This window comes from Tsukamurella soli (genome assembly GCF_039541155.1).
GTDB classification, from domain to species: domain Bacteria; phylum Actinomycetota; class Actinomycetes; order Mycobacteriales; family Mycobacteriaceae; genus Tsukamurella; species Tsukamurella soli.
Genome location: NZ_BAABFR010000007.1, coordinates 73,506 through 91,615, shown reverse-complemented (window position 1 = coordinate 91,615; position 18,110 = coordinate 73,506). Strand labels below are relative to the sequence as shown.

The 18,110-nt window shown below is 70.7% G+C and carries 16 protein-coding genes; 9 read left to right on the top strand and 7 right to left on the bottom strand.

What is annotated here, in order from left to right:
- Positions 1 to 496, top strand: a 496-nt coding sequence (locus ABD908_RS03925; RefSeq protein ID WP_344991159.1) for a DUF4192 family protein, incomplete at its 5' end; no start/stop codon positions are given.
- An 18-nt stretch (positions 497 to 514) separates the two neighbouring features.
- Here the strand turns inward: ABD908_RS03925 and galE are convergent.
- Positions 515 to 1,510, bottom strand: coding sequence for a UDP-glucose 4-epimerase GalE (gene galE / locus ABD908_RS03920; RefSeq protein WP_344991156.1), 996 nt, complete (start codon positions 1,508 to 1,510; stop codon positions 515 to 517).
- Positions 1,511 to 1,595: 85 nt separating this feature from the next.
- Entirely contained in the window at positions 1,596 to 2,279 is a 684-nt protein-coding gene (locus ABD908_RS03915) for an iron-dependent transcriptional repressor DtxR (protein ID WP_344991153.1), read from the bottom strand.
- A 139-nt stretch (positions 2,280 to 2,418) separates the two neighbouring features.
- Between ABD908_RS03915 and ABD908_RS03910 the strand changes: the two genes are divergently transcribed.
- The gene (locus ABD908_RS03910; RefSeq protein ID WP_344991150.1) at positions 2,419 to 3,690 is read left to right on the top strand and encodes an acetoin utilization protein AcuC; all 1,272 of its coding nucleotides are present in this window, start codon (positions 2,419 to 2,421) and stop codon (positions 3,688 to 3,690) included.
- Positions 3,683 to 6,355, top strand: a complete 2,673-nt coding sequence (locus tag ABD908_RS03905) for a bifunctional acetate--CoA ligase family protein/GNAT family N-acetyltransferase (RefSeq protein WP_344991147.1) — start codon at positions 3,683 to 3,685, stop codon at positions 6,353 to 6,355. The genes ABD908_RS03910 and ABD908_RS03905 overlap by 8 nt, the downstream gene beginning before the upstream one ends.
- Positions 6,356 to 6,501: 146 nt before the next feature.
- Here ABD908_RS03905 and ABD908_RS03900 read toward each other — a convergent pair whose 3' ends face one another.
- The 3 genes from ABD908_RS03900 to ABD908_RS03890 form a co-directional block, all read right to left on the bottom strand.
- Positions 6,502 to 7,470, bottom strand: coding sequence for a sigma-70 family RNA polymerase sigma factor (locus tag ABD908_RS03900; protein WP_344991145.1), 969 nt, complete (start codon positions 7,468 to 7,470; stop codon positions 6,502 to 6,504).
- 175 nt (positions 7,471 to 7,645) lie between these two features.
- The gene (locus ABD908_RS03895; RefSeq protein ID WP_344991142.1) at positions 7,646 to 9,157 is read right to left on the bottom strand and encodes a DUF7782 domain-containing protein; all 1,512 of its coding nucleotides are present in this window, start codon (positions 9,155 to 9,157) and stop codon (positions 7,646 to 7,648) included.
- Positions 9,158 to 9,484: a DUF3099 domain-containing protein gene (locus tag ABD908_RS03890; protein ID WP_344991139.1), complete on the bottom strand. Its 327-nt coding sequence runs from the start codon at positions 9,482 to 9,484 to the stop codon at positions 9,158 to 9,160.
- 103 nt (positions 9,485 to 9,587) lie between these two features.
- Here ABD908_RS03890 and ABD908_RS03885 point away from each other — a divergent pair, with 103 nt between their 5' ends.
- Positions 9,588 to 9,818, top strand: a complete 231-nt coding sequence (locus ABD908_RS03885) for a DUF3039 domain-containing protein (protein WP_344991136.1) — start codon at positions 9,588 to 9,590, stop codon at positions 9,816 to 9,818.
- A 5-nt stretch (positions 9,819 to 9,823) separates the two neighbouring features.
- Here the strand turns inward: ABD908_RS03885 and ABD908_RS03880 are convergent, their stop codons facing one another.
- A complete protein-coding gene (locus tag ABD908_RS03880) occupies positions 9,824 to 11,008 on the bottom strand; it encodes a YihY/virulence factor BrkB family protein (RefSeq protein WP_344991133.1) in 1,185 nt (394 codons plus the stop codon).
- A gap of 228 nt (positions 11,009 to 11,236) precedes the next feature.
- Here ABD908_RS03880 and ABD908_RS03875 point away from each other — a divergent pair, with 228 nt between their 5' ends.
- Positions 11,237 to 12,931 (top strand): DEAD/DEAH box helicase, encoded by a 1,695-nt coding sequence (locus tag ABD908_RS03875; RefSeq protein ID WP_344991130.1) that lies wholly within the window; start codon positions 11,237 to 11,239, stop codon positions 12,929 to 12,931.
- A gap of 43 nt (positions 12,932 to 12,974) precedes the next feature.
- On the opposite strand, the gene ABD908_RS03870 is transcribed toward ABD908_RS03875, so the two are convergent.
- Positions 12,975 to 13,205, bottom strand: a complete 231-nt coding sequence (locus ABD908_RS03870; RefSeq protein ID WP_344991127.1) for a DUF7455 domain-containing protein — start codon at positions 13,203 to 13,205, stop codon at positions 12,975 to 12,977.
- A 198-nt stretch (positions 13,206 to 13,403) separates the two neighbouring features.
- Here ABD908_RS03870 and ABD908_RS03865 point away from each other — a divergent pair, with 198 nt between their 5' ends.
- From ABD908_RS03865 to ABD908_RS03850, 4 genes are all read left to right on the top strand, one after another.
- On the top strand, positions 13,404 to 14,249 hold the full coding sequence (locus tag ABD908_RS03865) for an EamA family transporter (RefSeq protein ID WP_344991124.1): 846 nt from the start codon (positions 13,404 to 13,406) through the stop codon (positions 14,247 to 14,249).
- A gap of 122 nt (positions 14,250 to 14,371) precedes the next feature.
- Complete coding sequence (locus ABD908_RS03860) at positions 14,372 to 15,928, top strand: amino acid permease (protein WP_344991122.1); 1,557 nt, start codon at positions 14,372 to 14,374, stop codon at positions 15,926 to 15,928.
- Entirely contained in the window at positions 15,925 to 16,674 is a 750-nt protein-coding gene (locus tag ABD908_RS03855; protein ID WP_344991119.1) for a FadR/GntR family transcriptional regulator, read from the top strand. The genes ABD908_RS03860 and ABD908_RS03855 overlap by 4 nt, the downstream gene beginning before the upstream one ends.
- Before the next feature lie 48 nt (positions 16,675 to 16,722).
- Positions 16,723 to 18,105, top strand: a complete 1,383-nt coding sequence (locus ABD908_RS03850; RefSeq protein WP_344991116.1) for a glutamine synthetase family protein — start codon at positions 16,723 to 16,725, stop codon at positions 18,103 to 18,105.
- The last annotated feature ends 5 nt before the right edge of the window (positions 18,106 to 18,110 follow it).

Genomic DNA, 18,110 nt, shown 5'->3' with positions numbered 1-18,110 from the left:
CGCCGCCGAGCGACCCCGCCGCGGCGACGGCACCCTGGTCGCGGGCCGGGACGCCACCCGGCTGCGACTGGTCGTCGACGCTGCCGTACGCGGCGCTCCGGGGCCCGACGATGACGTGCCCCGCCTCGGCGCAGCGCTGCTGTCGCTGCGGGTGCGCGACGCAGCGTTCGCGCTGGCTGCGACGGAGGCCGCAGACTCCGCGACCGAAGTGTTCGCGGAGCTGGCACGCCGGCTGCGGGGCACACCCCGCGCCGCAGCCGCGACCCTGGTCGCCGGGATCAGCTATGTGCGCGCGGTCGGCCCGATGGTCGGGATCGGCCTCGACGCCGCGCTGGCGGCCGACCCCGACTATCGCGCGGCCCACCTGCTGCTGCAGGCGTTCGACGGTGGCATGACCCCTGAGCTGCTCGCGGGCCTGGTGGACGTGGGCCAGGACATCGCGCGGGAACTCGGGGTGGTGATGCCGCGCGTCGACCCGCTTGCGATGGCGGGCTAGATCAGCGAGGCCGGCGGGCTACCGCTGGGCGGCGTGGGCGCGGTCGCCGAGCGCGCGCGTGTACGTCCAGGCGTCCGACACGACGTCGCGCAGGTCGGTGTGTTGCGGCTGCCACCCGAGGTCGTCGACCGCGCGTCGGGACGACGCGATGAGCACGGCGGGGTCGCCAGCGCGGCGTGGCGCATCCACGACCGGGATGTCGAGCCCCGTGACGTCACGGCAGGTGTCGATCACCTGGCGGACCGAGAAGCCCTCTCCCGAACCGAGATTGAAGATGTCGTGCCGACCGGGCGCGGCGTGGTCGAGGGCGAGCAGGTGAGCATCGGCGAGGTCCTTGACGTGTACGTAGTCGCGCACGGCGGTGCCGTCGGGGGTGGGGTAGTCGGTGCCGAAGACCGAGATCTTCTCGCGCTGCCCGAGGGCGGTCTGCAGTACCAGCGGGATCAGGTGGGTCTCTACCTCGCGGTTCTCGCCGAACCCGCCGTAGCTGCCGGCCACGTTGAAGTACCTCAGCGAGACCGCGGCGAGGCCGTGGGCCGCGGCATACGACGTGATCGCGGCGTCGATCGCCAGCTTGGTGGCGCCGTAGGTGTTGGTCGGAGCGGTCGGGGCCTCCTCGGTGATCGGCACCGTCTTCGGCTCGCCGTACGTCGCGGCGGTGGACGAGAACACCAGCCGCGGCGTACCGGAGTGCCGCACGGCCTCGAGCAGTGCGAGCGAGGTGACCACGTTGCCGTACCAGTACACCTCGGGGGCCTGGACGGACTCGCCGACCAGCGACTTCGCCGCGAAGTGCAGTACCCCGTCGAACCGCGGCTGCGCCGGGTCCTCGCCCAGTACGTCGGCCGCGACGTCTGCGACATCGCCCTCGATGAACTCCGCGCCGGTCGGGACGGCGTCGCGGTTTCCGGTCACCAGGTTGTCGATCACCGTCACCTCGTGGCCGCGCTCGAGCAACACCTGGGTGCAGACACTCCCGACATACCCGGCTCCGCCGGTCACCACAAGCCTCATGCGCCTGAGGCTACCGACCGACCCTGCCGGTCCGCTGCACGGGCACGCCGGGACCGCTGCGGTCCCCTGATCGGTGGGACGGGTCTCAGACCGCCTCGACGAACACGGCATGCGCCAGTTCGTCGGCCAGTTCGAAGTCGTCGTGCCCCGGGACCGATATCTGCACCGAGCCGCGCTGCACAGTCACCATGACGCGCGCGTCCGGGACCACGCCGGCAGACCGGAACCGGCCGATCAGCTCGGTGTCGGCCTGCACGTGCTCGGCGAGTCTCTTGATCACCACCGCGGCGGGCCCGCCACGGGGCAGGTCGGTGAGGCGGCTCGGCGTGACCCCGGCGTCGGCGGCCGCGACACCCAGGTCGGCGAGCCCGGGGATCGGGTTGCCGTACGGCGACGTGGTCGGGCTGCCCAGCACCTCCACGAGCCGGCGCTCGACCTCCTCGCTCATGACGTGCTCCCACCGGCAGGCCTCGGCGTGGACGTTCTCCCACTGCAGCCCGATGACGTCCACCAGGAGGCGCTCGGCGAGACGGTGCTTGCGCATCACGGCAACGGCCAGTGTGCGGCCGCGGTCGGTGAGCTCGAGGTGGCGGTCACCGGCGACGTGGAGGAGGCCGTCGCGTTCCATCCGGGCGACCGTCTGCGACACCGTGGGGCCGCTCTGCTCGAGCCGCTCCGCGATCCGGGCGCGCAGCGGTACCACGCCCTCCTCCTCCAGCTCGTAGATCGTGCGCAGGTACATCTCGGTCGTGTCAACCAGATCGTTCAAGTAGCGCTCCTTCGTCCGTGCCAGCTTACCGGTTCCGGTGCCCAGAATCCGAGGTCTATCCGGGCGGGATCCGATCCCGGGCCCGCGGTAGGTCCGGTTTCGCGGGCGGCCAAAGGTATTGGGCGGCTAGGGTAGCGCCATGGTGGGATCGGTGGGCGGTGGCGGAGGGTCGGGACCGGGTGGATCGGCGATGGTGTGGGACCCGGAGGTCCTCGAATACCGGTTCTCGCCGTCGCACCCGATGGACCCCGTCCGCCTCGAGCTCACGGTCGCGCTAGCGCGTCTGCTCGGGGTGCTCGACGGTGTCGAGTTGGTGCGGCCGTCGGGATTCGGCGACCACGAGCTCCGGCGCGTGCACTCGGACGACTACGTCGACGCGGTGCGGCTCGCCGGCCGCGTCGGGCCGGTGCGGGCCGTCGAGGTGCCGGTGCTTGCTGCGTACGGACTGGGCAACGACGACAACCCGGTCTTCGCCCACATCCACGAGGCCGCCGCGAGCATCGTCGCGTCGTCCTTGGCCGGCGCGCAGGCGATCGCGTCCGGCAGCGCGACGCGTGCCGTCAACATCGCCGGCGGGATGCACCACGCGATGCGGGCGCACGCCTCGGGGTTCTGCATCTACAACGATGCGGCGATCGCGATCTCGTGGCTGCTCGACAACGGCTTCGACAGGGTCGCGTACATCGACGTCGACGCCCATCACGGCGACGGCGTGCAGGCTGCGTTCTGGAACGATCCGCGGGTGTTGACCGTGTCGCTGCACGAGGATCCGCGCTGGCTGTGGCCGGGGACCGGCTTCCCCTCGGAACTCGGGGGACCCGAGGCCCGAGGCACGGCGGTCAACGTGCCCGTTCCCGCGAACTGCCCGGATCGGTTGTGGCTTCGGGCCTTCCACGCGGTGGTGCCGTCGGTGGTGCGCGCGTTCCGCCCGCAGCTGATCGTCAGCCAGTGCGGGTGCGACTCGCACGCGACCGACCCCCTGACAGACCTCGCGCTCAGCGTGGACGGCCAGCGCGCCGCGATCCTGGCCATGCGTGCCCTCGCCGACGAGGTGTGCGACGGGCGCTGGCTCTCGCTCGGCGGCGGTGGATATCAGGTCGTCGACGTGGTCCCGCGGATCTGGACCCACCTCATCGGCGCGACCCTCGGCCGCGACGTCGCCCCGACCACCCCGATCCCCGACGAGTGGTTCGGCGTCCTCGACGCCTACCCGAAGGGACGCCTGCCCGCGTCCGAGCACGTCCCCACCACGATGGGCGACGGCCAGGACGCGACGTTCACGCCGTGGGAGCCGGGGGTGTCCGACCCGGGCGACAAGTCCACCGACGCGGTCGCCGACCGCTTCATCGCCCGGGCCCGCTCCGCGGTGTTCCCGCTCCACGACCTCGACCCGGAGGACCCCCGTGACTGAGACCGGAGCGACAGAGGGTGCCGCCCGCGGCCCCGCTTCTGGGCCCTACGACTACCCGCGGCACTGGGTCGCCGACGTCCTCGCCTCCGACGGCGGCGTCGTCCACCTGCGTCCCGTGGTCCCCGACGATGCCGAACTGGTCGTCGAGTTCCACGCCAACCTGTCCGAGCGGACCCGCTACCTGCGGTACTTCGGCCCGTACCCGGTGATGCCGCCGCGCGACGTGGCCCGGATGACCACGGTCGACCACTACCAGCGCGTGTGTCTGCTCGCGATGCTCGGCGAGAAGATCATCGCGGTCGGCCTGTACGAGGGGCTCGCCGAGATGGGCAAGCCCACGTCGGCCGAGGTGGCGTTCACGGTGGCGGACGAGCACCAGGGCCGCGGCCTCGGCCCGATCCTGCTCGAGCACCTCGCGGGCGCCGCGGCGGAGTGCGGTTTCCACCGCTTCGAGGCCGAGGTGCTCGCCGAGAACCGGTACATGGTGTCGGTGTTCCGTGCCGCGGGGTACGAGTTGCGGCGCAGCTTCGACGGCAGCGTCGTGCACGTGGAGTTCGGGATCGACCCGACGGATGCGATGGTCGCGGTGCGTCGGTCGCGGGAGCGGGCCTCCGAGGCGCGCAGCGTCCGCAATGCGCTGGAACCGGGGTCGGTCGCGGTGATCGGCGCGTCGGCCACCCGTGCCAAGGTGGGCCACGCGGTCCTGCGTAACCTCATCGCGGGCGATTTCGCCGGCCCCGTCTACCCCGTGCACCCGGAGCGCAGGTCTGTGGGCGGCGTCCGCGCGTACGAGACGGTGCGAGCAATCCCCGACCCCGTCGACCTCGCCGTCGTCGCGGTGCCCGCCGACAACATGGACGCGGTGCTCGACGACTGCCTGGCCAAGGGCGTACGGACCCTGCTGGTCGTGTCGTCGGGGTTCTCCGACGCCGGCGGCGCCGGCCGCGAGTCCGAGCAACGACTGCTCGCCGCAGTCCGGTCGCACGGCATGCGGCTGGTCGGCCCCAACGCGCTCGGCGTGATCAACACCGACGACGAGGTGCGGCTCAACGCGACGTTGGCGCCCGTTGTGCCACGGCGTGGCAACGTCGGGTTCTTCTGCCAGTCCGGCGCGTTGGGGATCGCGATCCTCGACACGGCGCGCAATCTCGGTGTCGGGCTGTCGACCTTCGTGTCCGCCGGCAACCGCGCAGACGTCTCGGGTAACGACCTGCTCCAGTACTGGGACACCGACCCCGCCACGGAGGTCGTGCTCATGTACCTGGAGAGCTTCGGTAACCCCCGGAAGTTCACGCGGCTCGCACAGCGGCTCTCGCGGCAGAAGCCGATCGTCCTGGTGCACCGCGGCGGCGTGGACCCGCGCGAGCGCGAACGCGGCGCGCAGGCCCTGTTCGAGACGTCGGGTGTGGTCCAGGTCGAGTCGATCCCGGCGCTGCTCGACTGCGCCACGTTCTTCAGCTACCAGCCGCTGCCGAAGGGGCCGCGCATCACCGTGATCGGGAACTCGACCGCACTGGGCGTGTTGGCCACCCACACCGGGATCCAGGAGGGGCTCGACTGCGGCGACCCCGTCGACCTCGGCGCGGCGGCGAGTCCGGAGGAGTTCGCCGACGCACTGGACGCCGCGCTCGCCGACGACACCGTCGACGCCGTGATCGCCGTCTTCGTCCCTCCGGTCGAGGCGCCCCCGGAGGCACACGCGACCGTGCTGCTCGAGGCCTCCCGTCGCCTGGTCAAGCCCATCGTGTCGACGTTCCTGGCGTTCGAGGGCGTCTCCGAGCTGCTCGCCGTCACCGACGAGCAGGGCCGCCGGATCCGCGGGTCGGTGCCCTCCTTCTCCGAGCCCGAGCGGGCGGCGCGGGTCCTCGCGCGCGCGTGGCGTTACGCCCAGTGGCAGGCGCGGCCCGAGTCGTCCGAGGCACGGCCGGGCGGCGTCGACTCGCAGGGCGCACGGACGTTGGTGCGGGAGCACCTCGCCGACGGCCCGCGCGAGCTCGGATACGTCGAGAGCGCCGAGCTGGCCCGGTTCTACGGCATCGACGTGGAGCCGTTCGAGGTGGTGTCGTCGGTCGATGAGGCCGTGGCGGCCGCCGACCGCCTCGGCTATCCCGTGGCGCTCAAGGCGATGGGCGGACGGTGGCGGCTGCGCGCAGACCTGGCCGCGGTGCGTCTCGACCTGCTGTCGGCCGACGGTGTCGCGCGCGGCTTCGAGGAGCTGAGTGCGGCGACCGGCGAGCCGACGCTGCACGTTCAACGGATGGCGCCGAAGGGGGTCGGCTGCGCGATCGGCTACTTCAGCGACGCGCAGTACGGCCCGCTGCTGTCGTTCGGGTTGTCCGGCGCGGTGCCTGATCTGCTCGACGACCGCGCGTACCGGCTGCTACCGCTCACCGACGCCGCGGTGAGCGAGCTGCTGTCGGCGCCCCGGACGGCGCCGCTGCTCGACGGGTACGCCGGCGAGCGCGGGGTCGACCGCGGTGCGCTCGCGGATGTGGTCGCGCGCGTCGCCGCGTTGGCCCACGAAGTGCCCGAGATCCGGCGGATCGACTGCCAGCCGGTGCTTGCTTCCACCGAGGGCGTCGCCGTGCTGTCGATCACCATCGAGATCGGCCAGGCCCGCGGCGGCGACCCGATCACGGCGGCGGCGCAGCCCCGCCGCCTGTAGCGCCCCAGGGAGGGCACAGGCGGCGGACAGCCTGCAGCCCCGATCACCATCGGGTGATCGGGGCTGCGGGAGGGACCGGACGGCCTCGGAGGGGGAGGGGGCGAGACCGCCCGGAGTTCATTCCGCCCGCTGGGCGGTGTGCCGGCTCAGCTTGCGTAGGCGCGCAGCCGGTCGGCCCGCTCGCCGTTGCGCAGCTTCGCCATGACCTCGCGCTCGATCTGGCGGACGCGCTCACGGGAGAGGCCGAACAGTTTCCCGATCTGATCGAGCGTGCGCGGCTGGCCGTCGTCGAGGCCGTAGCGCAGCCGGATCACCTGCTGCTCGCGCTCGTCGAGCGTGGCCAGTACCGACCGGACGTCACTGTGCATCAGACCGGTGATCACCGCGGACTCGGCGGATGCGGCCTCAGCGTCCTCGATGAAGTCGCCGAGCGGCGCCTCCTCGTCGGAGCCGACCGGCATGTCCAGGCTTACCGGGTCCCGCGAGTGGTCCATCAGGTCGGCGATCTTCTCCTCGGGGATCCCCGACTCGCGTGCCAGCTCGGCGTCGGTTGCCTCGCGGCCCAGCTGCTGGTGCAACTCGCGGCGGATCCGCGCCAGCTTGTTCACCTGCTCTACGAGGTGGACGGGCAGCCGGATCGTGCGGGACTGGTCGGCCATGCCGCGGGTGATCGCCTGGCGGATCCACCACGTGGCGTAGGTCGAGAACTTGAAGCCCTTGGTGTAGTCGAACTTCTCCATCGCGCGGATCAGTCCGAGATTTCCCTCCTGGATCAGGTCCAGCAGCGGCATGCCGCGACCGGTGTAGCGCTTCGCCAGTGACACCACCAGACGTAGGTTCGCCTCAAGCAGGTGCGCTCGGGCGGCCTGGCCGTCCCGGACGATGAACGCGAGGTCCCGCTTCTTCGCGGCCGTGAGCCGCTTCTTGGTGTCGAGCAGGTGCTGCGCGTACAACCCCGCCTCGATCCGCTTCGCGAGGTCGACCTCGTCCTCGGCGGAGAGCAGAGCGGTGCGGCCGATGCCGTTCAGGTACACGCGGACCAGATCGGCGGCAGGACTCTGAGCGTCGAGATCGGCCTCGGTGAGCTGCGGCCGGGTGATGGCTGGACTTGTCATGAAAGACCTCCTGTGCGCGTCGGTACATCCAGTTCAACGAGCACCCGGTCGCAAGAGTTCCCGGCCCCTGCGACGCTGACCTGCGAAAACACATCCGTGTTCTGAGAAGTTGATAAGAGGAAACTAGATTCCGGACTCAGGTGGGAACGCGTGCCGGCCGAGCCGGGCGGGCGTGCTACTCGGCGAGTTCCAGGAACCCGTGCCGGAACAGATCGGTGGCCAGGGCGAGGGCGGGCTCCAGGAGCGGACCCACATCGGTGACCGCCTCCAGCAGGTCCACCAGTTCCCCCAGGGGGAGCGCACCCGAGCACCCCGCCAGTAGCCGCGCGCCGAGATCGTCGATCTCGTGGCTCCACCGCGGTCCGCCCATCCGGGTCACCCGGACCACGGCCTCGGACCAGCCGCCCTCGGGGTCGGGTACCGACACGCGCTCGAGCGCCACATCGGGCGCGAGCCGCAACCGGACGCCGGCGAGGTCCGCGCCGTCGTCGGCGAGGCGCCGCAGGTAGGCCATCCGCACGAAGTGCGCGGTCGCCTCGGGACCGAGCGGGTCGTCGAATGGCTGCGCCAGTTCCTCGCACACGACGCTCGACGGCCCGGGCGCGGCACGCACGTACACGAATCCGAATCCCACCCCGGTCACGCCGGCCTCGGCGAAACGCTGCAACCACCGGTCGGACTTCGCCCGGCCCGGTCCGATGCGCGGGTCCAGTCCCTCGTCGCGCAGCCATGTGCCCACGTACAGGGCCGGGTCGGCGATGTCGCGTTGCAGCACCCACGCCTCGACACCGTCCGCGGGCAGCCACGACGACACCCGCGCGGGCCACGGCTCGCCCTCCCGATGCACCCAGGACGCCAGCACGGCCGCCGTCCCTCCCGGGGCCAGGTGGTCCGGGAGCTCGCGCACCACCAGCTCGGACGCGCCGTCCAGGTCGAGGCCGGAGTCGCGGTAGATGTGGTCGACGGCACCGGCGCCCACCACGAACGGCGGATTGGCGACGATCAGGTCGAAGAGCTCGCCACGCACCGGCAGGAACCACGGGCCGCGGCGCAGCTCGACGTCGACGCCCGACAGGGCGGCCGAGGCCGAGGCGTATCGCACGGCGCGCTCCGACAGGTCGGTGGCGACGACGGTGCCGGCGCGGCGCGCGACCGCGACCGCCTGCACGCCGCACCCGGTGCCCAGATCCAGCGCGCGTCCGACGGTGTCGGTCGGGGTCGCGCGCAGCAGCGACAGTGAGGCGTGGCCGACCCCCATGACCTGCTCGGGGTCGTCGGGCCGCGGTCGCATCCGCCCGTCGAGGTCCGAGACCAGCCAGTCGGTCACGCCGTCGCCGGTGTCGAGCGGGCGGATCCCGAGTGCGGCCCGGACCCCGGCCTCGGGCTCGTCCGCATCCGTGTCCTCCAGAAGCCCGCAGGCGATTCCGTCGTCGACGGTGACCGGCGCGAGCGCGCATTCGGCGTCGTCCCGGTCGACTCGGGCGTGCGCGACGAACAGCTGGATAAGGGTGTCGAGGGGATCACTTCCCTCAGCGGCCGTGAGGACGGGGCCGGGCTCGCCGCGCATCACCGCGCCCGCCGCCGACGGCCCGAGCCGGTCGCGGACCGCCGCCTCGGAGAATCCGATGGTGAGCAGGACAGGACGAAGCCGCCGGCACGTGTGTGTCAGCTGGTCGGATCCGGGCATCTAACCGTCGATCGTGTGGATCGGGTGCCCCTCCAGCGCCACCTGGTCGGACTTGGGCGCGTCGAACCTGCTCGGTTCGTCGCGGCGCCGACGGGGGCGGTCGTTCGCGCGGATGACGGCGATCCAGGGGATCGGGATCGATACCGCGAGGACCGCGAGGGCCAGCAGGCCGTTGTGCGTCCACGTGTAGACCAATGACGCCAGCACGAGCATGGGGATCCGGAACGCCATGATGAGTAGGTAGCGCCGGACGCGGGCCCGGTGCTGCTCCTCGTACGACGTCTGAGCCTCGGTGATCAGGTATGCGCCGTGGTTGGTTTCTCCCACGCTCCAACTCTCCCACGTATGGCGAGCGGACTCCACCCTGGCCGCCCGGCCGTGTGGGCCGGGCCTTCGCCACCACGCGGTTCGATCCGGCAGAATGGCGCCTATGAGCACGAAGACTCTGGAACGTCCCGACGTCAGCACCGACGAGTCCACCGACGATGACGTCCCCAAGTTCTTCCACTACGTGCGCAAGGAGAAGATCGCCGAGTCGGCGGTCATGGGCACGTTCGTGGTGGCATTGTGCGGCGAGACGTTCCCGGTCACCAAGTCGGCCAAGCCCGGCTCGCCCGTATGCCCCGAGTGCAAGAAGATCTACGAGCGCATGAAGAAGTAGGCACCTCAGCCGCGACGTCGGGCACGCCGACCGGCGGCCGGGGGTGCGACCGCCGGTCGCACGACGGTCGGCGGCGGCTCGGCCGACGGTGCCGGTTGGCGCGGCTCCGCCGACGGTGCCGGTTGGCGCGGCTCCGCCAAGGGCGCAACCTCGGCCCCAGGCAGGTCGTGGTCCTCCGTCGGGCGGCTACGCCGGGTCGGGCGGCTGATCGGACCGGTGGCGATGCGCTTGATCTGCTCGGCCGCCTTGACCGGCGTGTCGATGCCGGCGGCGGTCATCTGGTCGGCGATCCACCCCCGCCACTGGTCCACGTGCGTCTGCTTCGCCGGCCACTGTCGCTGGATCGCGGCGTTGAACTCGGCGCCGGCCATCACAGAGAAGCCCAGGAAGTATGTGAACAGCAGGAATGCGATGGGTGTCGCCAGCGCCCCATAGGTGTAGCCGCGGGTGGCGACCCACCCGAGGTATACGCGCAGCACCGCCGACGCCACGACGAAGATCAAACCCGCGAGGGCAGCGCCGAACACGTGCCGGTGCCACGGCAGCGGCCGGGGGAGCGCCACCCGGTACAGGGTGGCCAGCCCGCCCACGAGCAGCACGATCAACGCCGGGAAGTAGCCGATGTCGAACACCCGAACGCTGGCCGGGTGCCAGGATTTCGGGATGTGCCGGGCGATGATCGACGGTCCGAGCGCTACCAGCGGCAGCGTCAGCACCGCAAGAGCGAGGAACTCCACGTACAACCCCAGCGCGAACAGTCGCTGGTGGAGCCCCGTTCGGAGCGAATGCTGGTCGTGTGCCTTGACGATCGAGTCGACGAACGACGACATCGCCGACGACCCGGCCCACAGCGATATGACGAAGCCCACCGACACCAGGTCGCCGCGACCGCGGCGGAGCACGTCGTCGACGGTGGGGGCCAGGATCTCGTCGACCACCGATTGGCTGAAGACCGTGTGCCCGAACGTGATGATCTTCGCGTGCACTACGTCGAGCGTGTCCGGCCCGAAGATCGCACCCACATACCCGGTGAGGCCCAACAGGGCCAGCAGCAGCGGTGGTAGTGACAGCGTCTGCCAGAACGCCGCCTGCGCGCTCTGCCCGATGATCGAATCGTGATACGACTTGGCGACGGTGCTCCAGAGCACCGTCGGCACGTTGCGGATCACGGATCCGGGTTTCTCGGTCATCACCGACCAGTCTTCCCCAGCACGGCGGTTTCGGTGTAACAGTTCCTCAGGGCGTGTTGCCCACACCCCGCGCACCTGCGTGCAGACCCCACGCGTCCGTCCGGACAGGACGGCCGACGCTCGGCGTGGCGATGCGCGGGCCGCGCGGCGGTTAAACTGGGCCGGTTCCCGCCGCCGGTCCGCGGTCGAACCAGATCACACCCCCGAGAGAAGGAGCGCGCGCGCCACATGTCCGTTTCGCTACGTGCCTGGCAGCGACGCGCGCTCACGAAGTACCTCACCCGGGGGCCGAAGGACTTCCTGGCGGTCGCGACGCCCGGGGCCGGTAAGACGACGTTCGCGCTGCGTGTGGCCGCTGAACTGCTGGCCGACCGCACGGTGGAGCGGGTCACCGTCGTCGCCCCCACCGAGCACCTGAAGTACCAGTGGGCCGAGGCCGCCGCCCGCGTCGGCATCAACCTCGACCCCAACTTCACCAACTCGTCGGGCGCCACATCGTCGGATTTCCACGGCGTGGTCGTCACCTACGCCCAGGTGGCTATGCACCCGTACAAGCACTACTCCCGCACCGCCGCGTACAAGACCCTTGTGATCCTGGACGAGATCCACCACGGCGGTGACGCCAAGAGCTGGGGTGACGGCATCAGGGAGGCGTTCGGCGACGCGACCCGGCGCCTAGCACTGACCGGTACCCCGTTCCGAAGTGACGACAGCCCGATCCCGTTCGTCACCTACGAGCCCGAGCCGGGCGGGGGGCAGCGGTCGAAGGCGGACCACTCGTACGGCTACGCCGACGCACTTGCCGACGGTGTCGTCCGGTCCGTGGTGTTCCTGGCCTACTCGGGCCAGGCCAGCTGGCGGACCAGCGCCGGCGAGGAGTTCACCGCGCGCTTGGGTGAGCCGCTCAGCAAGGAGCAGACGGCGCGGGCGTGGCGTACGGCTCTCGACCCGCACGGCGATTGGATCCCGGCGGTGCTGAGCGCCGCGGACACCCGACTCGATCAGCTGCGCAGCTCCGGTATGCACGACGCGGGTGGGCTCGTGATCGCCACCGATCAGACGACGGCCCGCGACTACGCAGAGCTGCTCAGTGACATCTCCGGCGAGCCGGTCACCACGGTCCTCTCGGACGACCCGACCGCATCGCAGCGGATCAGCGAGTTCTCGGCCGGGACCAGCAAGTGGATGGTGGCGGTCCGCATGGTGTCCGAGGGCGTCGACGTGCCGCGGCTCGCCGTGGGCGTCTACGCCACGAGCTCGTCGACGCCGCTGTTCTTCGCGCAGGCGATCGGGCGCTTCGTGCGGCTGCGGGCCCGCGGCGAGACCGCGAGCGTGTTCCTGCCCTCGGTGCCGGTCCTGCTCGACCTCGCGGCGAAGCTCGAGGACCAGCGCGACCACGTGCTCGGTAAGCCGCATCGCGAGTCCGACGGGCTCGACGATCAGCTGATCACCGACGCCAACAAGCAGAAGGACGAACCCGGCGAGGAGGAGAAGGCGTTCACCTCGCTGCACGCCGACGCCGAGCTGGATCAACTCATCTACGAGGGCTCGTCGTACGGGACCGCGGCGTTCGCCGGCACTGCCGAGGAGGCCGACTATCTGGGGCTGCCCGGCCTGCTGGACGCGGACCAGATGCGGGAGCTGCTCCGGCAGCGTCAGCAGGAACAGGTAGACGCCCGCAGCGTCGCGGCCGCGACGCCGACGCCGCCCGCCGCCGTGGCGGAGCGCGCCAGCGCCGGCGAGCAGCTGACGGCGCTCCGCCGTGAGCTCAACTCGCTGGTCGCCATGCACCACCACCGGACGGGTAAGCCACACGGCGTGGTGCACAACGAGCTCCGCGCCCAGTTGGGCGGGCCCGTCACCGCTATGGCGTCCGCCGAGCAGCTCAAGGAACGGATCGCCGCCCTCCGCAAGTGGCGGTGACCACGCGCGGGGGCGGCGACGGTGTCGGCGCGAACTCGCCGACCTAGACGGCTGCTACCGGGGCGACAGGCGCGTCCTCCAGAAGCACAGCGCCCTGAGTCTCGAGCATCGTGCGGTGTTCGTTGAAGTGATGCTTGCAGAACAGCAACTCGAACCCCGACGGGAGCACGGCGCGTACGCGCGCGGCAGCCGAGCAGCGATCGCACCGATCGGCTGCAGTGAGGGGGCTGACGGCGGATGCGGTGCCAGGAGTGGTGGTCGTATTGGCGGTCATGGTTCCTCCGTCCCGGTGATTTCAGCGTCACCTGATGCGCTTCCTACTGTGTCAGACGAATGTGGATCGCGAATTGTTCCCACGCCGTTTCACCGGAGTCTTCACGGAGGCGTTACCGCGGTTACCGGGAGGTAACATGGGTGTCGGGTGTTTCGACCCCAATCGTGTCGTCGAGTCCCGGTTCGTAGAGTCGAGCCCGTGAATCGGCTGACCATCCCGCTCGTCTTCGTACTCGGCGCGATCAGCCAGTACATCGGCGCGTCGCTGGGTGTCGGCCTGTTCCACCATCTCACGCCCGTTGCGGTCGCGTGGCTGCGCGGCGCGGGTGCGGGCGTGATCCTGGTCTGCGTACTTCGTCCGCGACGGCGCGACTGGTCGTGGCACAGGACACGACACGCCGCCCTGTTCGGATGCATCACGATCGCGATGAACATGGCCTTCTACGAGGCCATCGCGCGAATCGACATGGGGACCGCAGTGGCGATCGAGTTCCTGGGCCCGGTGACGGTGGCCTGCCTCGGCTCCCGGCGGTGGATGGACCGCGCGGCGATCGGGTGCGCCGTTGCGGGGGTCCTGTGCGTGGCGGGGGTGAGCTGGAGGCAGGGGCTCGTGGGTGTCGGCTTCGCGCTCCTCGCTGCGGCGTGCTGGGCGGGCTACATCGTGGTGGGAAAGCGGGTCGCCGACGCCGGGGCGGGCGTCGAGGCGCTCGGGGTCGGGTTGACGGCGGGGGCGGTGCTGCTCGCAATCCCCGCGCTGGCGTACGACGTCACCGTGCACCCGGCCGCGTTCGCCCGGGTCGACGTCTGGGTACTGGGGCTGGGCGTGGGACTGCTGTCGTCGGTGGTCCCGTACGCGCTCGACCAGGTCGTCCTGCCGCGCGTCGGGCGTTCCCGATTCGCCCTGTTGTTGGCGCTCCTGCCCGTCACCGCCGTCATGGTCGGCGCCGCGGCGCTGCGGCAGATGCCGTCGCTGCCCGAGCTCGCCGGTATCGCGCTGGTCGCGATTGCGATCGCGGTGTCGGGGCGGTCCGGCGAGACCGGCTGAGTCGACCGATTTGGCGCCCTCATGAACCATTGATGTGGAAAGTCCAACGCTCCACGTGGTGCGTGGTTAATCTGTTCCGGACGAGTTGGTTCGACTTCAATCCTTTTGCGGGAGGAGGGGCGATGAGTCCCAGACGGGGTAGGGGTGCCGAGTACGACGCGTCCGAGGATGCCGCGCAGCTCGAGGCACTCGGATACAAGCAGGAACTCCATCGGCGGTTCGGCGGTTTCTCGAATTTCGCGGTGTCGTTCTCGATCATCTCGATCCTCGCGGGCTGCATCACCAGCTACCTGATCGCCATGGATGCCGGCGGCCCGGTGGCGATCTCGATCGGCTGGCCGCTGGTCGGCGTGTTCGTCGTGTGCGTCGCGCTGTCGATGGCCGAGATCTGTTCGGTCTACCCCACCGCCGCCGGCCTGTACTTCTGGGCCGGCCGCCTCGCGCGCACCAACAACCGGCAGTGGGCGTGGGTGGTCGGGTGGTTCAACTTCATGGGTGAGGTGGCGGTCACCACGGCGGTCGACTACGGCGCCGCGGTCACCTGGCTGGCGTTCCTCAACCTCACCACCGGCCTCGAGGTGACGGCGGTCCGCACGTTCGTGGTGTTCGTCGTGATCCTGCTGGCACACGGGCTGCTCAACGCGTTCAACGTCGACCTCCTGCAGGTGCTGTCCACGGTGTCGGCCTGGTGGCACCTCATCGGCGTGGCCGTGATCGTCGCCGTCCTCGTGATCGTCCCGGACCACCACCAGAGCGCGTCGTGGGTGTTCGGCCACTTCGCGAACAACAGCGGCTGGGGCAGCCCGATCTACGTCTTCCTCATGGGCCTGCTCATGGCGCAGTACACGTTCACGGGCTACGACGCGTCCGCGCACGTCGCGGAGGAGACGCGCAACGCCGCCACGACCGCGCCGCGGGGCATCGTGAACTCCGTGCTGGTCTCGCTCGTCGCCGGCTGGGTGCTGCTGCTGGCCGTCACGTTCGCGATCAAGGACTGGGACAGCGCCCGAGACACGAAGATCGGCCTGCCGCCCGCGCAGATCTTCATCGACGCGACCGGGCACGGCGTCGGCACGGCGCTGCTGCTGATCGCCGCCGTGGCCCAGTTCTTCTGCGGCATGGCCTGTGTCACGTCGAGCTCACGGATGTCGTTCGCGTTCTCGCGGGACAACGCGTTGCCGGGCTCGCGGCTGTGGTCGCGGGTCAACCCGCGGACCCACACGCCCACCAACTCGATCTGGCTGGTCACCGGCCTGTCGATCATTCTGGCCAGCCCCGCGCTGTTCAACACCACCGCCTACCTGGCGGTCACGTCGATCGCCGTGATCGGCCTGTACATCGCGTATGTCGTCCCCGTCTACCTGCGCCGCCGCAACCCCGACTTCGTCCCGGGCAGATGGAATCTGGGCCGGTTCAGCGCGCCGATCGGGTGGATCGCGGTGGTCTGGGTGGCGATAATCGTGGTGCTGTTCATGCTGCCGCCGTCGGCCCCGGTCACCATCGACACCTTCAACTACGCCCCGATCGCTGTAGTCGTGGTGATCGCGTTCGCGGTGGGGATGTGGATCGCCGTGGGCCGCAGACACTTCATGCGAGACGACCCCGGAGGGCACGACACGCGACCGCCCGGCGAGCTGCTGTCCGACGCTGACCTGCCCGGACCGGGGCAGGCGGGGTGACGCCCGAACCGGTGGGGGGCGCCCCGCTGCCTGCGGCGGTGCTGCGGCCCGCGGTGGGGAACGCGTTCGAGACCACGGTCGAGCAACTGGCGACGGCGATCCGGCTCGGCGTGTTCCTGGATGGTGACCTGCTGCCGCCCGAGCGCGAACTCTCCGAGCGGCTCGGCGTGTCCCGCAACACCCTTCGCGAGGCCATCGCCGCGCTGCGGGACGGCGGGCTGGTGGCCACGCGCCGCGGGCGGGGCGGCGGCACGGCCGTGACCTACCACCCACCGGTGCCCGGCACCGTCGGGCCCGGGCCACCCGGCTCCGCAGCCGCGCCGCGGCACGGGGCGACCCTCCGGGATGCCCTGGACTTCCGACGGGTCGTCGAGCCCGGCGCGGCGGGGCTGGCGGCGACCCGGGAACTGTCCGGCGATCAGCGGGCGTGGCTCGTCGCCTCGGCCCGCGCGACCACCGAGGCGCCGGACACGGCCGCGCACCGCCTGGCCGACAGTCGGCTGCACCTGGCGATCGCGACGTTGTCGGGGTCGCCGATGCTCATCGAGGCGGTCACCCGCGCGCAGTCGGCGCTGGGCGAGATGCTCGCCGCCATCCCGGTGTTCGCGGTCAACATCACTCATAGCAATGCGCAGCACGACGCCGTCGTGACGGCCGTCCTCGCAGGCGATCCCGAGCGCGCCCGCTCGGCGATGGAGGAGCACTGCGACGCCACGGCGGCGCTGCTCCGGGGCCTGCTCGGCTGACCGGACCCAGGCCGCTCACAACCGACACACCAGCGGAAGGACACCTTCATGGGAGCAGACGGCACATCCGGGCCGCCGCAGCTGACACTCGATGCGCTGCGACAGGAGATCGACAGCGGAGCGATCGACACCGTCATCGTGGCGTTCACGGACATGCAGGGCCGGCTCACCGGCAAGCGCATGCACGGCCGCTTCTTCCTCGACCATGTGCTCGCCGAGGGCGTCGAGGGATGCAACTACCTGCTCGCCATAGACGTCGAGATGAACACGGTGGGCGGCTACCAGATCTCGTCGTGGGAGCGCGGATACGGCGACTTCGCGTTCCAACTCGACCTCGGCACGCTGCGCCGCACCCCCGGTCAGCCGTACTCGGCGACCATCCAGTGCGACCTGGCGTGGCTCGACGGCTCGGGGCCGGTGCGGCCGTCGCCGCGGTCGGTGCTGGGAGCACAGACGGCGGCCGCAGCCGACCTCGGCCTGGTGGCCTACGCGGGCACCGAGCTGGAGTTCATCGTCTTCGAGGACACCTATGAGGCGGCGTGGGATCGGCGTTACCAGGCGATGACGCCGGCGAACCGGTACAACATCGACTACTCGATCGCGGGCGGCACCCGCGTCGAGCCGCTGTTGCGGGACATCCGCAACGAGATGTACCGCGCGGGTGTCACCGTCGAGGGCGCCAAGGGCGAATGCAACCTCGGTCAGCACGAGATCGCCTTCCGCTACGACGAGGCCGTCCGCACCTGCGACAACCACGTGATCTACAAGACCGCCGCCAAGGAGATCGCGGCGGCGCATGGCCAGTCGCTCACGTTCATGGCCAAATACGATGAACGCGAGGGTAACTCGTGTCACATCCACCTGTCCGTCCGGGGCGCCGACGGTGGCGCGGCGTTCGTCGACCCGGCCCGGCCGGGCGGACATTCGGAGCTGTTCGACCACTTCCTGGCCGGCCTGCTGGCGACGATGCGCGATTTCACCTACTTCTATGCGCCGAACATCAACTCCTACAAACGGTTCCAGCCCGGCTCGTTCGCCCCCACGGCGGTCGCCTGGGGGCACGACAATCGCACCTGCTCCCTGCGGGTCGTGGGGCACGGAGCGGCGCTGCGGGTCGAGAACCGCCTTCCCGGAGGAGATGTCAACCCGTACCTCGCGGTCGCCGCGATGCTGGCCGGGGGACTGCACGGCATCCGCGGCGAGCTTCCGCTGGAGCCCGAACTGGTAGGCAACGCCTACACGGCGGACGTCCCACACGTGCCCGCTACGCTGGCCGAGGCGAGGGACCGGCTCGCCCGCTCCGCGGTGGCCAGGGCGGCGTTCGGCGACGATGTCGTGGACCACTACGTGAACGCGGCCGACGTCGAGATCGGCGCCTTCAACGCGGCGGTCACCGACTGGGAGCGGATTCGGGGATTCGAACGACTGTGAGCGAG

Bases quoted from the DNA above. Each gene is read 5' to 3' on its own strand.
- galE (WP_344991156.1), bottom strand. From the start codon at position 1,510: ATGAGGCTTGTGGTGACCGGCGGAGCCGGGTATGTCGGGAGTGTCTGC.
- ABD908_RS03910 (WP_344991150.1), top strand. From the start codon at position 2,419: ATGGTGGGATCGGTGGGCGGTGGCGGAGGGTCGGGACCGGGTGGATCG.
- ABD908_RS03900 (WP_344991145.1), bottom strand. From the start codon at position 7,470: ATGACAAGTCCAGCCATCACCCGGCCGCAGCTCACCGAGGCCGATCTC.
- ABD908_RS03895 (WP_344991142.1), bottom strand. From the start codon at position 9,157: ATGCCCGGATCCGACCAGCTGACACACACGTGCCGGCGGCTTCGTCCT.
- ABD908_RS03885 (WP_344991136.1), top strand. From the start codon at position 9,588: ATGAGCACGAAGACTCTGGAACGTCCCGACGTCAGCACCGACGAGTCC.
- ABD908_RS03880 (WP_344991133.1), bottom strand. From the start codon at position 11,008: ATGACCGAGAAACCCGGATCCGTGATCCGCAACGTGCCGACGGTGCTC.
- ABD908_RS03875 (WP_344991130.1), top strand. From the start codon at position 11,237: ATGTCCGTTTCGCTACGTGCCTGGCAGCGACGCGCGCTCACGAAGTAC.
- ABD908_RS03870 (WP_344991127.1), bottom strand. From the start codon at position 13,205: ATGACCGCCAATACGACCACCACTCCTGGCACCGCATCCGCCGTCAGC.
- ABD908_RS03860 (WP_344991122.1), top strand. From the start codon at position 14,372: ATGAGTCCCAGACGGGGTAGGGGTGCCGAGTACGACGCGTCCGAGGAT.
- ABD908_RS03850 (WP_344991116.1), top strand. From the start codon at position 16,723: ATGGGAGCAGACGGCACATCCGGGCCGCCGCAGCTGACACTCGATGCG.